Below are 15104 nucleotides of genomic sequence, written 5' to 3' on the forward strand. Positions count from 1 at the left end.
GTCGATAGTAACATCGCTGGTCGCAACGGTAATACAGTTCAAATTCTGCGGGGTATATAAATCCGCAACTACGATATACGACCCCGGCTTCGATATCGTATATGGCGAGTAGGAAATATCAATGAGCCCAGCAGCGTATGAACTATTAGTGAACAGCACCAATAAAGTGATAAGTGTTAGTTTCGGTTTCATACGGTACTACCCTCCTTTTAAGAAGTATCAAGCACCATAGAATTTAGAATTGAAGGACAAATAAAAATTAATCCAAAATCTTGTTTGTCTAGCTTCAATATTTTATTCGTCCTTCGTTTAGTCTTGTTTAACATCAACCGAATCAACATAGATAAATAGGGTCGGTTTCCCTGGGCGATTGATACCAACAATCTGTACCGAATGATATCCGGTTAACGGTTTATACCCGAATTTCAGTTCACGCCATACTCCTTGTGCCCATTTACCTGGTTGCAGAATCGCGTTCCCGCTTTCGATAATAACACTCCCACTGGTCGTATTGAGACTATAGATGTAGAGATACACTTTCTGGGTATCGTTAATTGTTCCAGCGCCACTATATACCCAGAGCGACCCGATGACATCGTTCGTTCCATGCGGGAAATCAACTGCTTGGGTCAATTTTCCTTTCTGTCCAGCGGATTGATATCCGGATAGTATTCCGGTTCGTCCATCCAGATTGCTTAACCAGCTCCACGAACCAGCGCCCGGAGTAGGATTCGCATCACCATACGGTTCTACTAACCATCCACTAATGTCGGAAGTAAACCCTGCGTTGGTTAAGGTAACCGTTCCGGTCGGTTGCGGTGCACCAGCAACGACCCATACTTCATCTAGATATAAATTACTCGTTAATCCGGTTGCTGGCGGATTGATTCCAACCAGCTGGACACTCAATAACGTCGCCGTCGCATAAAACGAGGTTTTTATCTGCCGCCATATTCCAGTACCAGCAAACCCACCTTTCCCCGGCTGAATTATCGTATTGCTAGTAGCAATAATCGTGGTATCACTCATTAACTCCTGCAGATAGAGATATACTTTCTGCTGTTTGGTCGGGTCAGCGACATCCGTTGCCACTAACGCTGAAGCGGTATACCAGCCGGAACTCGGTACACTGAATACTTGGGTTAACTTTCCTTTCTGACCCGGGGTCTGGGATAACCGCAGAACACCAGTCTGTCCGGAATAATTGTTCTCCCAGGTGAGACTACCTGCACCCGGACCCGGCGGCACCGCATCGCCATACGGTTCGAATAGCCATTGGGTGGTATCGCTAGCCGTGGTAAACGAACCGTGATGATTTAAATATGGCGGAATGTATATTGCATTCGATATCGCATTGATATTAACCTGTGCTGGAAGATTATTCGCTCGTGCACTAAACAGCGGCGTGGTATTAAAAACATAACTCGTCGGGTTATAAGCAACTAAATCCGATTTGCTAAACCGAGTACCGCTTCCTGCGGGCAGCAAACTTTCCGCATCAAATGATAATGCCCATTGCGTGCTAGAAATCCGCATAACTGCATCCAGATTCGCTTGCGCTGGAATACCGCGCGCGAGCGCATCGAAATCTTTCCCGGTAAACCCGCTGCCAGCAAGATAGTGAACCATATCGCTCTTATGCACTAAACCAACTCCGGGGAGCGTTGCGGATTCCGCAAGCGAAAACGAAAACTCTAACGGACTTAACGAAATCACATCAACCGCATCGAGATTAACCTGGGCAGGAAGAATGTCTCCATCCCAAATTAACAGGACCGTAGAACCGTTCCATTGGAGTAAATCGCGTTTATACAAGAGATTTCCCTGAATGACTGCATCTTCGCCAATCGAAAAAATCAAATTATTCGGCCCATAATATTGCAAAGCATCAATGCTAACATTTTTCGGTAAGACAGCGGATAACGATGCAACTAGTGCAGTATAATTTCCTGCGCCGTCCGTAGAAATAACATCATATTTCTGGAACCGATGTGCGCTAAGTGTGAATCCTTCTTCTGGAGAAAAGATGAACTCGATCGCGATAACCGAACTGCATAACCAGCATAGTCCAATTAAAACAACCCCGATTATTTTATACATATATATTTCCCCTCCCTTCTTAACATAATTAGATTAGAACTCAATACCAACATGCGGTAGTGCTCACTAGCTTATCCCGAGTTTAAGTGCGAAGCCACTCACCTACCTTGCACCGACTTGTCCCCATCTTGCGATAGGAGAATACGAATACGCTGCATGACTAGAATCGGACTGGATTCTATGCCGTGGTTCTCATGCAACATTTTGGTTAGTTAGCGAACAGCGATATTATTTCAACCGGTCTTTTTCGACAAACCCAGATTAAAATCAAGTCTAAATTTATAAACTAATAATAGGTATTCTTGGTGATTTTGTCAAGTAAATAACCACTTTTTTGCGTCTTTCAAATAGAGTTTAATATAGGTCAACAATCAGCGGTTGTCATTCTTGTAATTTACTGCTTCCGTTTTTATTCTATAGGTTATGTTATTATTTTGTTTTGGCAGAGTATATTAAAGCACCAAAGCAAACCCCGAACGCTGGAGTTTGCTCAAGTACTCATAACAATATCCCTATTTATTTCATTAGAAATTAGAACAGTGATGGTTATCGAGCAAACCATGCAAAAATCTAGTTTGCTTTCAGCGAAACAATCAAACTGAAGTTTGAGTAATGCTTTAAGTATGCTCATTTTCTAGCGGCACCAGCCCAAATCGTGATAAAATTTTATTTGGTAGATATACAGGTGTTTCTGCTAAAAAACCAACGTATGGCAAGTCTGATGAATAAACACTATTTATTCCCGATTTGTATAATAGTACATTATCTTCTGCTTGCGGGCATGGCGCTGGGGATTCGTCCGCTAGTAATGAATTCTATTCTTGAAAACTCCCAGGGTCGAAAAACCGTTACGAAATTCGACATAGCTAAACAGCAGGGTAAAGAAGGGCGAATACTATGGTTCGATGCAACAGCAAACTTGGAAACCTTAAAAACCCGGGAAGGAGTAATTCGGATTCTCGATAAATGTACAACCGTTAAAATTAATACGATTGTGGTTGATGTTAAACCATTGAGCGGGTGTGTTCTTTACCGTAGCGAAATTGCACCACGATTAACTGAATGGAAAGGGAAACCGTATCCTGCAGATTATGATTTATTGCAAACTGTGATTGAAGAAGGACATCGGCGTGGATTGAAAGTCCATGCGGGTTTGAATGTCTTTTGTGAAGGACATAAATTGTTTAAGATTGGACCGGTATATGCATCTCATCCTGAATGGCAGAGCACCATCTATACGTCGCAAGGGTTGGTTCCGATAACAGCTAGTCCAGCCGGTTATGCGGCGATGGTCAATCCGATACTTCCTGAAGTGCAACAATATGAACTGGATATAATTCAAGAAATCCTGCTGAAGTATGATATTGATGGATTGATACTTGACCGTGTGCGATATAATGGTATTAACGCTGATTTTTCTGATTTTTCACGCAAGCGATTTGAGCAATATCTCGGGAGAAAACTAACTCGTTGGCCAGAAGATATCTATGTCCTGAATTCTGATTCCACTCGTACCCCAGGAAAATATTATCGGGATTGGATTTATTGGCGCGCGAAAAATATTTATGAGTTTTTTAAGAAAGTGCGCAGATTGGTTAACCGCACTAAACCGTCAATTGCGCTGGGAACCTATGCTGGTTCGTGGTATCCGAGTTATTATGAGGTCGGTGTAAACTGGGCGAGCCAGACATATCAGCCGAACGCAGATTGGACAAAAGATTGGATATCGCCACGGTATCGCAAAACCGGATACGCAGAACTACTCGATTATTTCTGTCCCGGCTGTTATTATAAGGAAATAACAAAATCGGAATTACTCGCGAAACAAGGACGACCTATAGGCCGCACCGAACCAAGTATGAGTCAAGCGTGGGAACAATGGAATTGTGTTGAGGGAGCCTGCGAAATGGTTGCAACAGCGGTTAATGATGCGAATTACGTTTACGGCACCATCTATGTTCTGGATTATAAAGGGAATCCAGAGCTGTTCAAACGGGCGGTCCAGATGTGTCAGCAAAAAACAAATGGCGTTGGTATCTTCGACTTGGTATATATTGAGGAATACGATTGGTGGCATATATTAGCGGAATGTTTTTCGCACCCGGCACAAGCTCCGCATGATAATAACTGATACCTCGAATAAAAGCAAGAAGTACCATCGTTGGCGTATATCCCGAACCTCGCAACAGAGGAGACACCTTGTGTTTTGATGTTCAACCTTGACCGCTCAAAAATTTGGATTTAAACCTGACGGTTTTTGGTGTTATTTTTCTCTGAATTACGTTCGGGGCTATTCATTCATCGGAAACCGAGTTGTCACCACTATCTTTCTAATGCGACTTCGGGTTTTATATAAATTATAGCAGTAGATTATACCCTGCGGGATAAAGTGATCTTGAATAAACTTTTCTCACTTGACAATCGTCTAATATTGGGATAAACTTTTACTTTGTAAGAATATCCGCAACAAAGACAAAATCTTATTTTAATATGGCAACCAAACAAGATAGCTTTGTGAAAATATTGGAAGAAGCGCAGCTGGTTTCTTCCGATAAGATTTCCGATGCGGTAGCTCATTCTGAAGAACTTGGGCAATCGTTACGGCAGACGTTAATCGAATCCGGTGAGGTTACTGAGGAACAAATCCTTTCTGCGATAGCGGAAAAAATGGGCATGAAAATTGTAGACTTGGATTTTATCCAGGTTCCACCGGATGTGGTTCAACGCGTGCCGGAAAAAACCGCAAAGTTTTACCATATTTTCCCCATAGAATATGCGGATAATACGCTTACCGTAGCGATGGCTGACCCGTTGAATGTCCAGATATTCGATGATTTAAAAATTATGCTCGGCTGTAATATAAAAGGCGTACTAGCGAAAGAAGAGCAGATTCAACGGGCAATAAAGAAATATTATGAAGGGAATATCATCGAACAGATGATAGAAAAAGTTACGGAAGAAGAGCGGAAATCGGTCGAAATGACGACGGATTATGAATTACCAGAAGAGAAACTAGCGGAAGAAGCGCCGGTAGTTAAACTGGTTAACTTATTATTCAAACAAGCGGTACATGATCGCGCATCGGATATCCATATCGAACCGTTTGCGCGTGGAGTTAAGGTTCGGTTCCGAATCGATGGCGTTTTGCACGAAATGACGCCGCCACCGAAACAATGGCAGAACGCGATTATCTCCCGAATTAAGATTCTTTCCGGAATGGATTTAGCGGAAAAACGAATCCCGCAAGATGGACGGATTAAACTGCATATCGAAGGGAAAAATTTAGATGTGCGTGTTTCTGCGCTGCCGGCGTTATACGGTCCGAGTATCGTCATGCGTCTCTTAGACCAGAGCACAGTTCTACTTGGGCTAGAAGATGTCGGTTTTTTACCCGATAATATCGAAATATTCCAACAACAGATTCGTAAACCGAATGGAATCTTACTGCTAACCGGACCAACAGGTTCCGGAAAAACCACGACCCTTTACGCAGCATTATCGTCAATTAATACAGTGGATAAAAAGTTAATTACGGTAGAAGACCCGGTTGAATATCAAATTAACGGAATTAACCAGATGCAGGTTAATACTGATATCGGGTTAACGTTTGCAGTCGGACTGCGACATATGTTGCGGCAATCACCCGATGTTATTCTGGTTGGAGAATGTCGGGATACGGAAACCGCAGAAATTGCGATTCGCGCTGCGTTAACCGGACATTTAGTATTTAGCACCTTACATACCAACGATGCACCAAGCGCAACTACCCGATTAATTGATATGGGAATTAAACCATTCTTGGTTGCGTCAAGTTTACAAGCGGTGGTTGCCCAACGGTTAATTCGGAAAATTTGTAACTCGTGTAAAGAACCGTATAAACCGGATGCGGAAACCATAAAACTGGTAAATCCGCCACCGGAGCAGCGCGATGATTTAGTATTATATCGTGGTCGTGGCTGTGAAAAATGTAACTATTCCGGATATAAAGGACGGACGGCGATTCATGAAATAATGGTATTAAACGAGGAGATTCGACAACTCGTGTTGGAGCGAACAGCATCAAATACGATAAAAAAGGTTGCACAAAAATACGGGATGCGAACCCTGCGAGAAGATGGTATGAAAAAAGTTCTCCTCGGACAAACAACCCCGCAAGAAGTTATGCGGATTACCGCAACTGATATCGCATAAAAGCAAATCTGAAATTTTCATATCGAATATCGAAATACAATCAGGATGTCACCGCGGAAATCGCGGAGTGCGCTAAGATTATCATGGAGTAACAAACCGGAGAATATTTCTTTTTTGCGGATTTGCGATTTCGATATTCGAATTTCTACTGGAGTTGGAAATATGGCTGGACAAAAAGTTACGATGCATGAATTATTACAGCTCATTGTTGAGAACAATGCATCTGATTTACATATCGCCGTTGGAAAACCGCCAACGATGCGACTCGATGGACGACTCGAACTGATTGGAAACCAAGTATTAACCCCAGCGGATACGGAACGACTTATGGAAGAAATCACGCCACCGCGACATCAGCAAGCAATAATCGAATCAGGTTGTGCGGATTTCGGCTATGCATTTTTAGATATTGCACGATTCCGTGTATCCGCGTTCCGAACCCGCGGTGAAATTGGTATTGCGTTACGGTTGATTCCTTATAAAATTCTCACTTTTGAACAACTCGGGTTACCAGCAGCGTTTATTAAAGAATTACTCTGCAGACCCCGTGGGCTAATTCTGGTCGTGGGTCCGACTGGGTCCGGAAAAACCACGACGTTAGCGACGATGATTGATTGGATTAATGAAAATCGCGATGCGCATATTATCACCATTGAAGACCCGATTGAATATTATCATCCGCATAAAAAAGGTATCGTAACCCATCGGGAATTGGGCGTAGATACACCGTCGTTCGCAGCAGCGTTAAAACATGCGTTACGACAAGACCCGGATGTTATTCTGGTCGGTGAAATGCGGGATTTGGAAACCATGGAAGCAGCGATTACCGCTGCGGAAACTGGCCATTTAGTTTTTGCAACATTGCATACGATTTCTGCGGCGCAAACGGTTGAACGAATTATCGATGCGTTCCCCATGAATCAACAGGAACAAATTCGGATGCAGTTATCGGTATCGCTAGTTGCGGCGATTAGTCAACAGCTATTACCCCGAGCAAGCGGTCGAGGTCGTATTGCGGCATACGAGATTATGATTTGTACGCCAGCAATAGCCAACTTGATTCGAGAACGGAAAACAAACCGAATTTTATCTTCAATTCAAACTGGACAAAAGTTAGGTATGAAAAGTATGGACCAGTTCCTATTGGAGTTATATCAGAAAGGTGAAATTACTGCAGAAGTAGCGTTGGAACGCGCACAGGACCCAGAAGATTTACGAACGAAACTATTATAAGAGGCAAATTCGATATCCGAATATCGAATATCGAAACAAAATGAGTTGATTTAGTTCGTATTTATTTCGGATTTCGATATTCGCATTTACAGTACGTTATGGCAACATCACCAAATACGCCACCAACTAATCTCCCGAAAAATAACCCGGTGGTTAAACCGGAAGAAGAAGCGGATAATGTTTTCAAACCAATCGTATTAACTCCAGCTGAAGAACAAGCGCAATCGTTAACTACAGCAACAAGTGCATACGCAACTGAAGCTTTCGCTCCAACTGAAGAAGAAATGTTGAAGTTGTTATCCGAACAGACCGGTATGCCGTTCGTCGAGATTGGTAATTATCCGATTGATATGGAATTATTGAAGGAAATCCCATTAACGGTTGCGAAAACCTATAAAATCTTCCCGCTGAAACAGGAAAATGGAACGGTGCTAGTAGCGCTTTCAGACCCATTAAACGTGAAAATTTTAGATGATTTGCGACTGTTGCTGGATAAACCGGTACAAGGAGCAATTGCTACTGAAGAAGATATAAACGATGCGATTAATATGTATTATGGCATCGGCGAAGAAACGATTGAGAAAGTAGTCGAATTAATGCAACAGCAGACAGAAGAGATGCGCGATATTCGACCGGATACGACGCAGATAGATTTAACTGATTTGGAAGCAATAGCCCATGAAGAACCGGTTATCCGATTGGTTAACCTATTGCTTTTACAAGCGATTAAGGACCGTGCGAGCGATTTGCATGTAGAACCATTTTCGGACTCGTTTCGAGTCAGGTATCGGGTTGATGGCGTGCTCCACGAGCTACCACCCCCACCGAAACATCTTCAGCTCGGGGTCTGTTCCCGACTCAAAGTTATGGCGGGAATGGATATCGCAGAACGGCGCATGCCGCAAGATGGTAGAATCAAGCTCAACCTTGCTGGTCGGCAAATAGACCTTCGTGTATCGACGATTCCAACTGTCTGGGGCGAAAGTATCGTGATGCGTATTCTAGATAAATCAATGATGATGATGGGGTTGGAACAAATTGGGTTGCTCCCGGAAGTACACGAAAAACTAAAAGTGATTATCGATAAACCAAATGGGATTTTGTTAGTCACCGGTCCAACTGGATGTGGAAAAACCACGACGTTATACTCAGCATTAAATGAAATTTATACTCCTGAATTGAAAGTTATTACAACGGAAGACCCGGTTGAATATGAACTTGAAGGAGTTGTTCAGGTAAATATTAATGAAAATATCGGATTAACCTTCGCGCGATGTTTGCGGTCAATTCTTCGGCAAGACCCAGATGTCATCATGGTCGGTGAAATCCGTGATTTGGAAACAGCACAAATTGCTATTCAAGCATCGTTAACCGGTCATTTGGTGCTTTCAACCTTACATACGAACGATGCCGCTTCAACGATTACCCGATTGATTGATATGGATATTGAACCATTCTTGATTTCTTCAACGCTGGAAGCGGTTGTCGCCCAGCGATTGATTCGAACCATTTGTCCTGCTTGCCGCAGCGAATATACTCCGGAAGCTTCTCTATTTAAAGAAATGGGGATCGATCCGGCTGATGTTGCTGGGATTCCTTTCTATCACGGTCGTGGCTGTGAAGATTGTAATTATACCGGATATAAAGGTCGAATTGGAATCTTTGAATTGTTAGAGGTAAACGATGAAATTCGCGACTTGATTCTAGAACGAGCATCAACGATGCATATTGCCCGTGCAGCGAGAAAAAATGGTATGCAAACTATGCGGGAAGATGGTTGGCAGAAAGTACTCGCGGGAATAACCACGATGGATGAAGTGCTCCGCGTAACCTATGGGGTCGAAATAGGAATACCGGAAGCAGTCGGTGACTACATTCCTCCGGAAACAGCACCGCGAGTATCGACAATATCTACGATATCTGAATCGGACAGGGAAGCGGGACAAAAAGTCCAACCGCAGCATGAAATAACTGCTGCGGGAGAAGAAGCAAGGAAGACTAAATAATGATTACACAGATTACAAATAGATTACACAGATTTATTTAAGAGGTGTAATTGATTTACAAATCGGTGTAATCAGGATTTTACGTATGGCAAAATTTAATTACGAAGCGCTGGATAAAGCCGGAAAAACGGTTAAAGGTTCAATCGAAGCGGAATCGGAAGACATAATCATTGAACGATTGCGCGGTATGGGTTATTTTCCGACGAAAGTAACCCGAATTAAAACGAAAGTTACTCAGTTAGACCTTGGTACACTGCCGGTATTAAAAATTATTTTTGGTCGGATTAAATCGAAACATATTTCTACGTTTACTCGGCAATTAGCTACGTTAATCGAAGCTGGTCTCCCGTTATTGCGTAGTCTGAACATTCTGGAAGAACAGGTTGAATCCGCAAATCTGAAAAAAATCATTGTTCAACTAGCCAAAGGAATTGAGGCGGGCGGAAATTTATCGGAAGGTTTAGCGCAGTTCCCAAAGGTGTTCTCGAAACTGTATGTTAATATGGTGAAAGCAGGTGAAATCGGTGGTGTGTTGGAAGTAGTTCTGGAACGAATTGCAACATTTTTGGAAAATGCGCAGGCACTCAAAAGTAAAATTCGGTCTGCAATGATGTATCCGGTTATGGTTATGGTTGTAGCCACGATCATTATTACTTTCATCCTAGTTGGGATTATACCCCGATTCGTCGCGATTTATGCAGAGCTTGGCGCAGAACTCCCGTTACCGACGATGCTTTTAATTGAAGCTAGCAAAACGTTGACTGAACCGGTTCGTGCAGCCATATTTTTCTCATGTATTATCGGCTTAATCATCGCATATCGGTATACAAATAAAACTTCAACCGGGAAATTTTATATTGATTCTGCGAAATTGAAACTACCAGTGTTTGGTCAGTTAATCAATAAGATTGCTATCGCTCGGTTTGCCGCAACCCTAGCAACGCTTATCACCAGCGGGGTTCCAATTCTGCAAGCGCTCGAAATCGTCCGCGAAACTTCAGGAAACGAAGTGATCGCACGGGCAATGCAACAGGTACACGATTCAATTCGTGAAGGTGAAACTATCCACGAACCGCTATCGAAGTTTCCGGTATTTCCGCCGTTAGTAGTGCATATGATTGCGGTTGGTGAAGAGACCGGAGCACTGGACACTATGCTGAATAAAGTTGCTGAATCATACGAACGCGAAGTGGATGATACCGTTAAAGGACTTACCTCACTGATTGAACCGTTACTCATTGTCGGACTTGGAATTATCATCGGGTTTATCGTCGTTGCTCTCTATCTCCCATTGTTTAATATCGTCAATGCGATTAAATAAATAATCCGAGTTTCTCATTCATCCTGATAGCATCGAGCTTATCTGACTTAATCCTGACCGTAGGTTATGCATTGTATGTTGTTTTCGTCGCAAGCTAGCGCTATCTGAACCACAAATTCACGAACAAAACAAGGATTTATTATCTTGATGTAATGTAACATTCGTGCTTTTGTGGTTATTTTTTTGCTGATAAATAGTCGGAAAACATTAATTCTATATATAAGTATGATGAAAGATAAAATTATCATAAAAGGAGCGCGGGAACATAATCTGAAAAATATTGACCTGGTTCTGCCGCGAAACAAACTGATTGTTATTACCGGCATTTCAGGTTCCGGAAAATCATCGTTGGCTTTCGATACCATCTATGCGGAAGGACAACGCCGATATGTAGAATCTCTTTCGGCATATGCTCGACAATTTCTTGAACAGATGGATAAACCTGAAGTTGAGTTTATTGAAGGATTATCTCCGGCAATTAGTATTGAGCAGAAATCGGTTAGTAAGAATCCGCGGTCAACCGTTGGAACTGTAACCGAGATATACGATTATCTCCGGTTATTATATGCGCGAATCGGAAAACCCCATTGTCCCTCCTGCGGAAAACCGATATCCCGACAATCTGCTGAACAGATTATTGAAAATATCCTTTCATTCCCCGCAGAAACAAAATTTATTATTCTTGCGCCATTAATTCGTGGACGCAAAGGAGAATATAAAAAACTATTCGACGATGTTCGTCGGCAGGGTTTTGTTCGGGTTCGCGTTGATGGGCAGATTCGAGATGTTCATGAATCTATTGACCTTGATAAATTTAAAAAACATGATATTGAAGTGGTAGTTGATCGACTCGTTTCTCCTGCGGAGCAACAAACCGAACGCCAACCATCTCAAGGCAAAATGTTAGAGGGTAGATCTTCTGACGTAGGAATGAACTATCGAAAGCGAGTTGCTGATTCAATCGAGACTGCACTGAAACTCGGGAACGGAATCGTCTATATTCAAATCATCAAGAATGAAAAGGCGAATGAACAAAAAGATGAAACAGTTTTCTCTCATCCTCTATTGATATATTCTGAACATTTAGCGTGTCTCGATTGTGGAATAAGCTTCCCGGAACTTGAGCCGCGCATGTTTTCTTTCAACAGCCCACATGGCGCTTGTCCTGCATGTCACGGACTCGGAACCAGCACGAATCTTGACCCCGAACTCATTGTTCCTGACCAGAATAAATCTATCCGTGAAGGAGCAATTGTTCCGTGGAGTCATATTGCCGCATATTATTCTTCCGGAAACACGGGACTCGGTGGATATTACTATCGTATCCTCGAAGATATCGCACAAGAATATAATATTAATCTCAATGCACCGTTTCGAACATTATCTGACCGGGAAAAGAAAATTATTCTCTATGGGAAAGATGGCGATAACTATGTGCGTCATCCGGGGAAACGATTCTGGGAGAACGAGTTTGAAGGAGTTATCCCGCATCTAGAACGCCGATTTCAAGAAACGGAATCGGAATATATCCGACACGAGATATTCCGATTTATGGCAGAACAGCCATGTCCTGTCTGTAAAGGACAACGATTGAAACCGGAAATCCTTGCGGTTAAAATCAGTAACTATTCAATTATGGACCTCTGTTCTCTTTCAGTTAAATCCGCGTTATCTTTTTTTACGCAGCTTTCCTTACCGGAAAAAGAACAACAGATAGCGGCGCGAATTTTGAAAGAAATTAAGAGCCGGCTCGGATTTCTCGTAGATGTCGGGTTAGACTATCTTACGCTCAATCGCTCTGCAGCATCGCTTGCTGGCGGTGAAGCGCAGCGAATTCGATTGGCAACACAGATCGGCTCACAATTAGTCGGGGTACTCTACATTCTTGACGAACCAAGTATTGGACTGCATCAGCGAGACAATCGGCGACTACTTTCGACCCTATGTTCACTTCGTGACCTTGGAAATACAGTTATCGTAGTTGAACATGATGAAGAAACAATTCGAACCGCGGATTGGGTTGTAGATTTAGGACCGGGTGCTGGAAAACATGGCGGATATATCGTTGCATCGGGTCCCCCAGAGAAAATTATGCAGACGCGGAATTCGGTTACCGGCAAATATCTTTCGCGTAAATTAAGTGTTCCTATTCCCAAAACACGACGTCGCGGGTCAGATAAGTATTTAGAAATTATCGGCGCTCGCGCGAATAATCTGAAAAAGATTAATGTTAAATTTCCGCTTGGAGTATTTATCTGTATCACGGGGGTATCTGGTTCTGGAAAAAGTACCTTGCTAAACGATATTCTCTATCGAGCATTAGCGCAACATTTTTATCAAGCACGGGAAAAACCCGGTTCGTTTGACCGTATACTCGGATTGGAACATATTGATAAAGTAATCAATGTTGACCAATCGCCGATTGGACGAACTCCACGGTCGAATCCTGCAACTTACGTTGGAGTTTGGTCGGATATCCGAGCTCTTTTTGCCCAAGTACCGGAATCGCGCGTTCGCGGATATAAACCTGGACGATTTAGTTTTAACGTCAAAGGGGGGCGGTGCGATAATTGTTCTGGTGATGGAATGCTCCAAATCGAGATGCATTTCTTACCGGATGTATATGTTCAATGTGAAGTATGCCGCGGGAAGCGATTTAATCAAGAAACGTTATCTATTCGGTATAAAGGGAAAAATATTGCTGAAGTGTTAGAGATGACCGTTGAAGATGCGCTAGATTTTTTTGCGAATATTCCGGGAATTAAACGGCAGTTGCAAACCTTATTTGACGTTGGGCTTGGGTATATTCAGCTCGGGCAAAGTGCTACGACGCTTTCCGGTGGTGAAGCGCAACGGGTTAAACTTGCTGCCGAATTAACCAAACGGTCAACAGGGAAAACGGTATATATCCTCGATGAACCGACAACAGGACTCCATTTTGCTGATGTGCAAAAATTACTCGATGTCTTGAATCGTCTGGTTAATGCAGGTAATACGGTTATGGTAATCGAACATAATCTTGATGTTATCAAGACAGCTGATTATCTGATTGACCTCGGTCCAGAGGGAGGTGATGCTGGCGGACAGGTTGTAGCTATCGGCACACCTGAAGAAGTAGCAGCAGTACCGCAATCTTATACCGGCAGATTCCTAAAACAAATACTTAATCAGAAATAAGCGTTGAATCCAAATTTTGCTATAGAAGTTCTTCGTTTTGTATATACAACTTTGCGCGCGCAGTATTCAGGGTTACTCACTTCCTTGCACTGACTCGCCACTAACTTTCGATAAGGGAAATAAAAATAAGCTTTTTCAATAGAATCGGACTGTTGTCCATAACTCAGTCCGAATGCAAAATAGGAGTTGTTTTAGAATTAACGAATAAACGGGAACTGGCAATAAGAAGCAACCAGTGATTCTAGTTGAAATTTAGCGGTTAACTAATGGTTTCGTTCATCGCCGTACCAGTTATTAATATCATCGCTATCTTTTCCGCCGCAACTGGTGTTCGCCACCGGGCCTGCAGTAGTTTCTTTTGTAAAACCATTTTTTCCCATCGAAAATAACTGGTAGGTTAATGGATTTTCATAGGTATCGATACCGTTCGAATTGAACGTTCCGAAATAAGTATTACTAGAGGTGCTTGACATCCAATCTTGTGCGGTTGAATAATCAGTATAAACAATATAACTATACGGGTTCTCCCAAGGATCGAGAATAAGTTTTTCATCTGCGGAGAGTCGCATTTTTTTAATATCCAAGTATGGTCCACGCCATAACGGTGAAGCGGTTGCCGCATTTCCGCTCATACTTACGGTCAACGCTTTTAATAAAACCGCATTACCATATCGATATATCGAATCTGCAGAACAGGTTGATGGCGGAAAGTTTCCTAAATCAATCTGATATAAGGTTATGGCTGAACGGAGTGCATCTAAATCAGCTATCGCTTGCGAATATTTCGCATCCGTGATTTTCCCATTTACTACCATCACTATTGCTAAGGCTAGTATGCTAATTACGAGCAGCACTACTAGCATTTCCACGACAGTAAATCCTGATAATTGAACGTGTTTTTTTATCTCGAAATTCCTTTTTGGAGAACTACGTTTCCTTGTGTTAGCTAACATTTTTATTGGTTTTAATAGAACAACCCTTGATTGTAATCTCTGCATAAAAGACCACTCTTTTTATCTGTTCTACCTTTCACCGAATATAACAAATACAGCACGACTTATAACCAATATCACCTT

9 protein-coding genes are annotated in these 15104 nt (G+C 42.5%); 6 read left to right on the forward strand and 3 right to left on the reverse strand.

What is annotated here, in order from left to right:
- Together N3A72_03500 and N3A72_03505 are read right to left on the reverse strand one after the other, a co-directional pair.
- Window positions 1-192, reverse strand: a 192-nt coding sequence (locus N3A72_03500) for a hypothetical protein (GenBank protein ID MCX7918675.1), incomplete at its 3' end; no start/stop codon positions are given.
- Between the two features lie 117 nt (window positions 193-309).
- Entirely contained in the window at window positions 310-2100 is a 1791-nt protein-coding gene (locus N3A72_03505) for a hypothetical protein (protein MCX7918676.1), read from the reverse strand.
- Window positions 2101-2821: 721 nt separating this feature from the next.
- On the opposite strand from N3A72_03505, the gene N3A72_03510 reads away from it, so the two are divergent.
- The 6 genes from N3A72_03510 to uvrA all read left to right on the forward strand — a co-directional run bounded on the left by N3A72_03510 (window position 2822) and on the right by uvrA (window position 14028).
- Complete coding sequence (locus N3A72_03510) at window positions 2822-4231, forward strand: family 10 glycosylhydrolase (GenBank protein ID MCX7918677.1); 1410 nt, start codon at window positions 2822-2824, stop codon at window positions 4229-4231.
- 359 nt (window positions 4232-4590) lie between these two features.
- Window positions 4591-6291: a type II secretion system ATPase GspE gene (gene gspE, locus N3A72_03515; protein ID MCX7918678.1), complete on the forward strand. Its 1701-nt coding sequence runs from the start codon at window positions 4591-4593 to the stop codon at window positions 6289-6291.
- A 162-nt stretch (window positions 6292-6453) separates the two neighbouring features.
- Window positions 6454-7524, forward strand: a complete 1071-nt coding sequence (locus N3A72_03520) for a type IV pilus twitching motility protein PilT (GenBank protein ID MCX7918679.1) — start codon at window positions 6454-6456, stop codon at window positions 7522-7524.
- 98 nt (window positions 7525-7622) lie between these two features.
- Entirely contained in the window at window positions 7623-9530 is a 1908-nt protein-coding gene (gene gspE, locus N3A72_03525; GenBank protein ID MCX7918680.1) for a type II secretion system ATPase GspE, read from the forward strand.
- 85 nt (window positions 9531-9615) lie between these two features.
- Window positions 9616-10851, forward strand: a complete 1236-nt coding sequence (locus tag N3A72_03530; protein ID MCX7918681.1) for a type II secretion system F family protein — start codon at window positions 9616-9618, stop codon at window positions 10849-10851.
- Between the two features lie 225 nt (window positions 10852-11076).
- Window positions 11077-14028: an excinuclease ABC subunit UvrA gene (gene uvrA / locus N3A72_03535; GenBank protein ID MCX7918682.1), complete on the forward strand. Its 2952-nt coding sequence runs from the start codon at window positions 11077-11079 to the stop codon at window positions 14026-14028.
- Between the two features lie 263 nt (window positions 14029-14291).
- On the opposite strand, the gene N3A72_03540 is transcribed toward uvrA, so the two are convergent.
- Window positions 14292-14981: a type II secretion system protein GspG gene (locus tag N3A72_03540; GenBank protein MCX7918683.1), complete on the reverse strand. Its 690-nt coding sequence runs from the start codon at window positions 14979-14981 to the stop codon at window positions 14292-14294.
- Between the last annotated feature and the right edge of the window lie 123 nt (window positions 14982-15104).

The sequence above is a fragment of the bacterium genome (assembly GCA_026416715.1).
Classification (GTDB): Bacteria; UBP4; UBA4092; order JAOAEQ01; family JAOAEQ01; genus JAOAEQ01.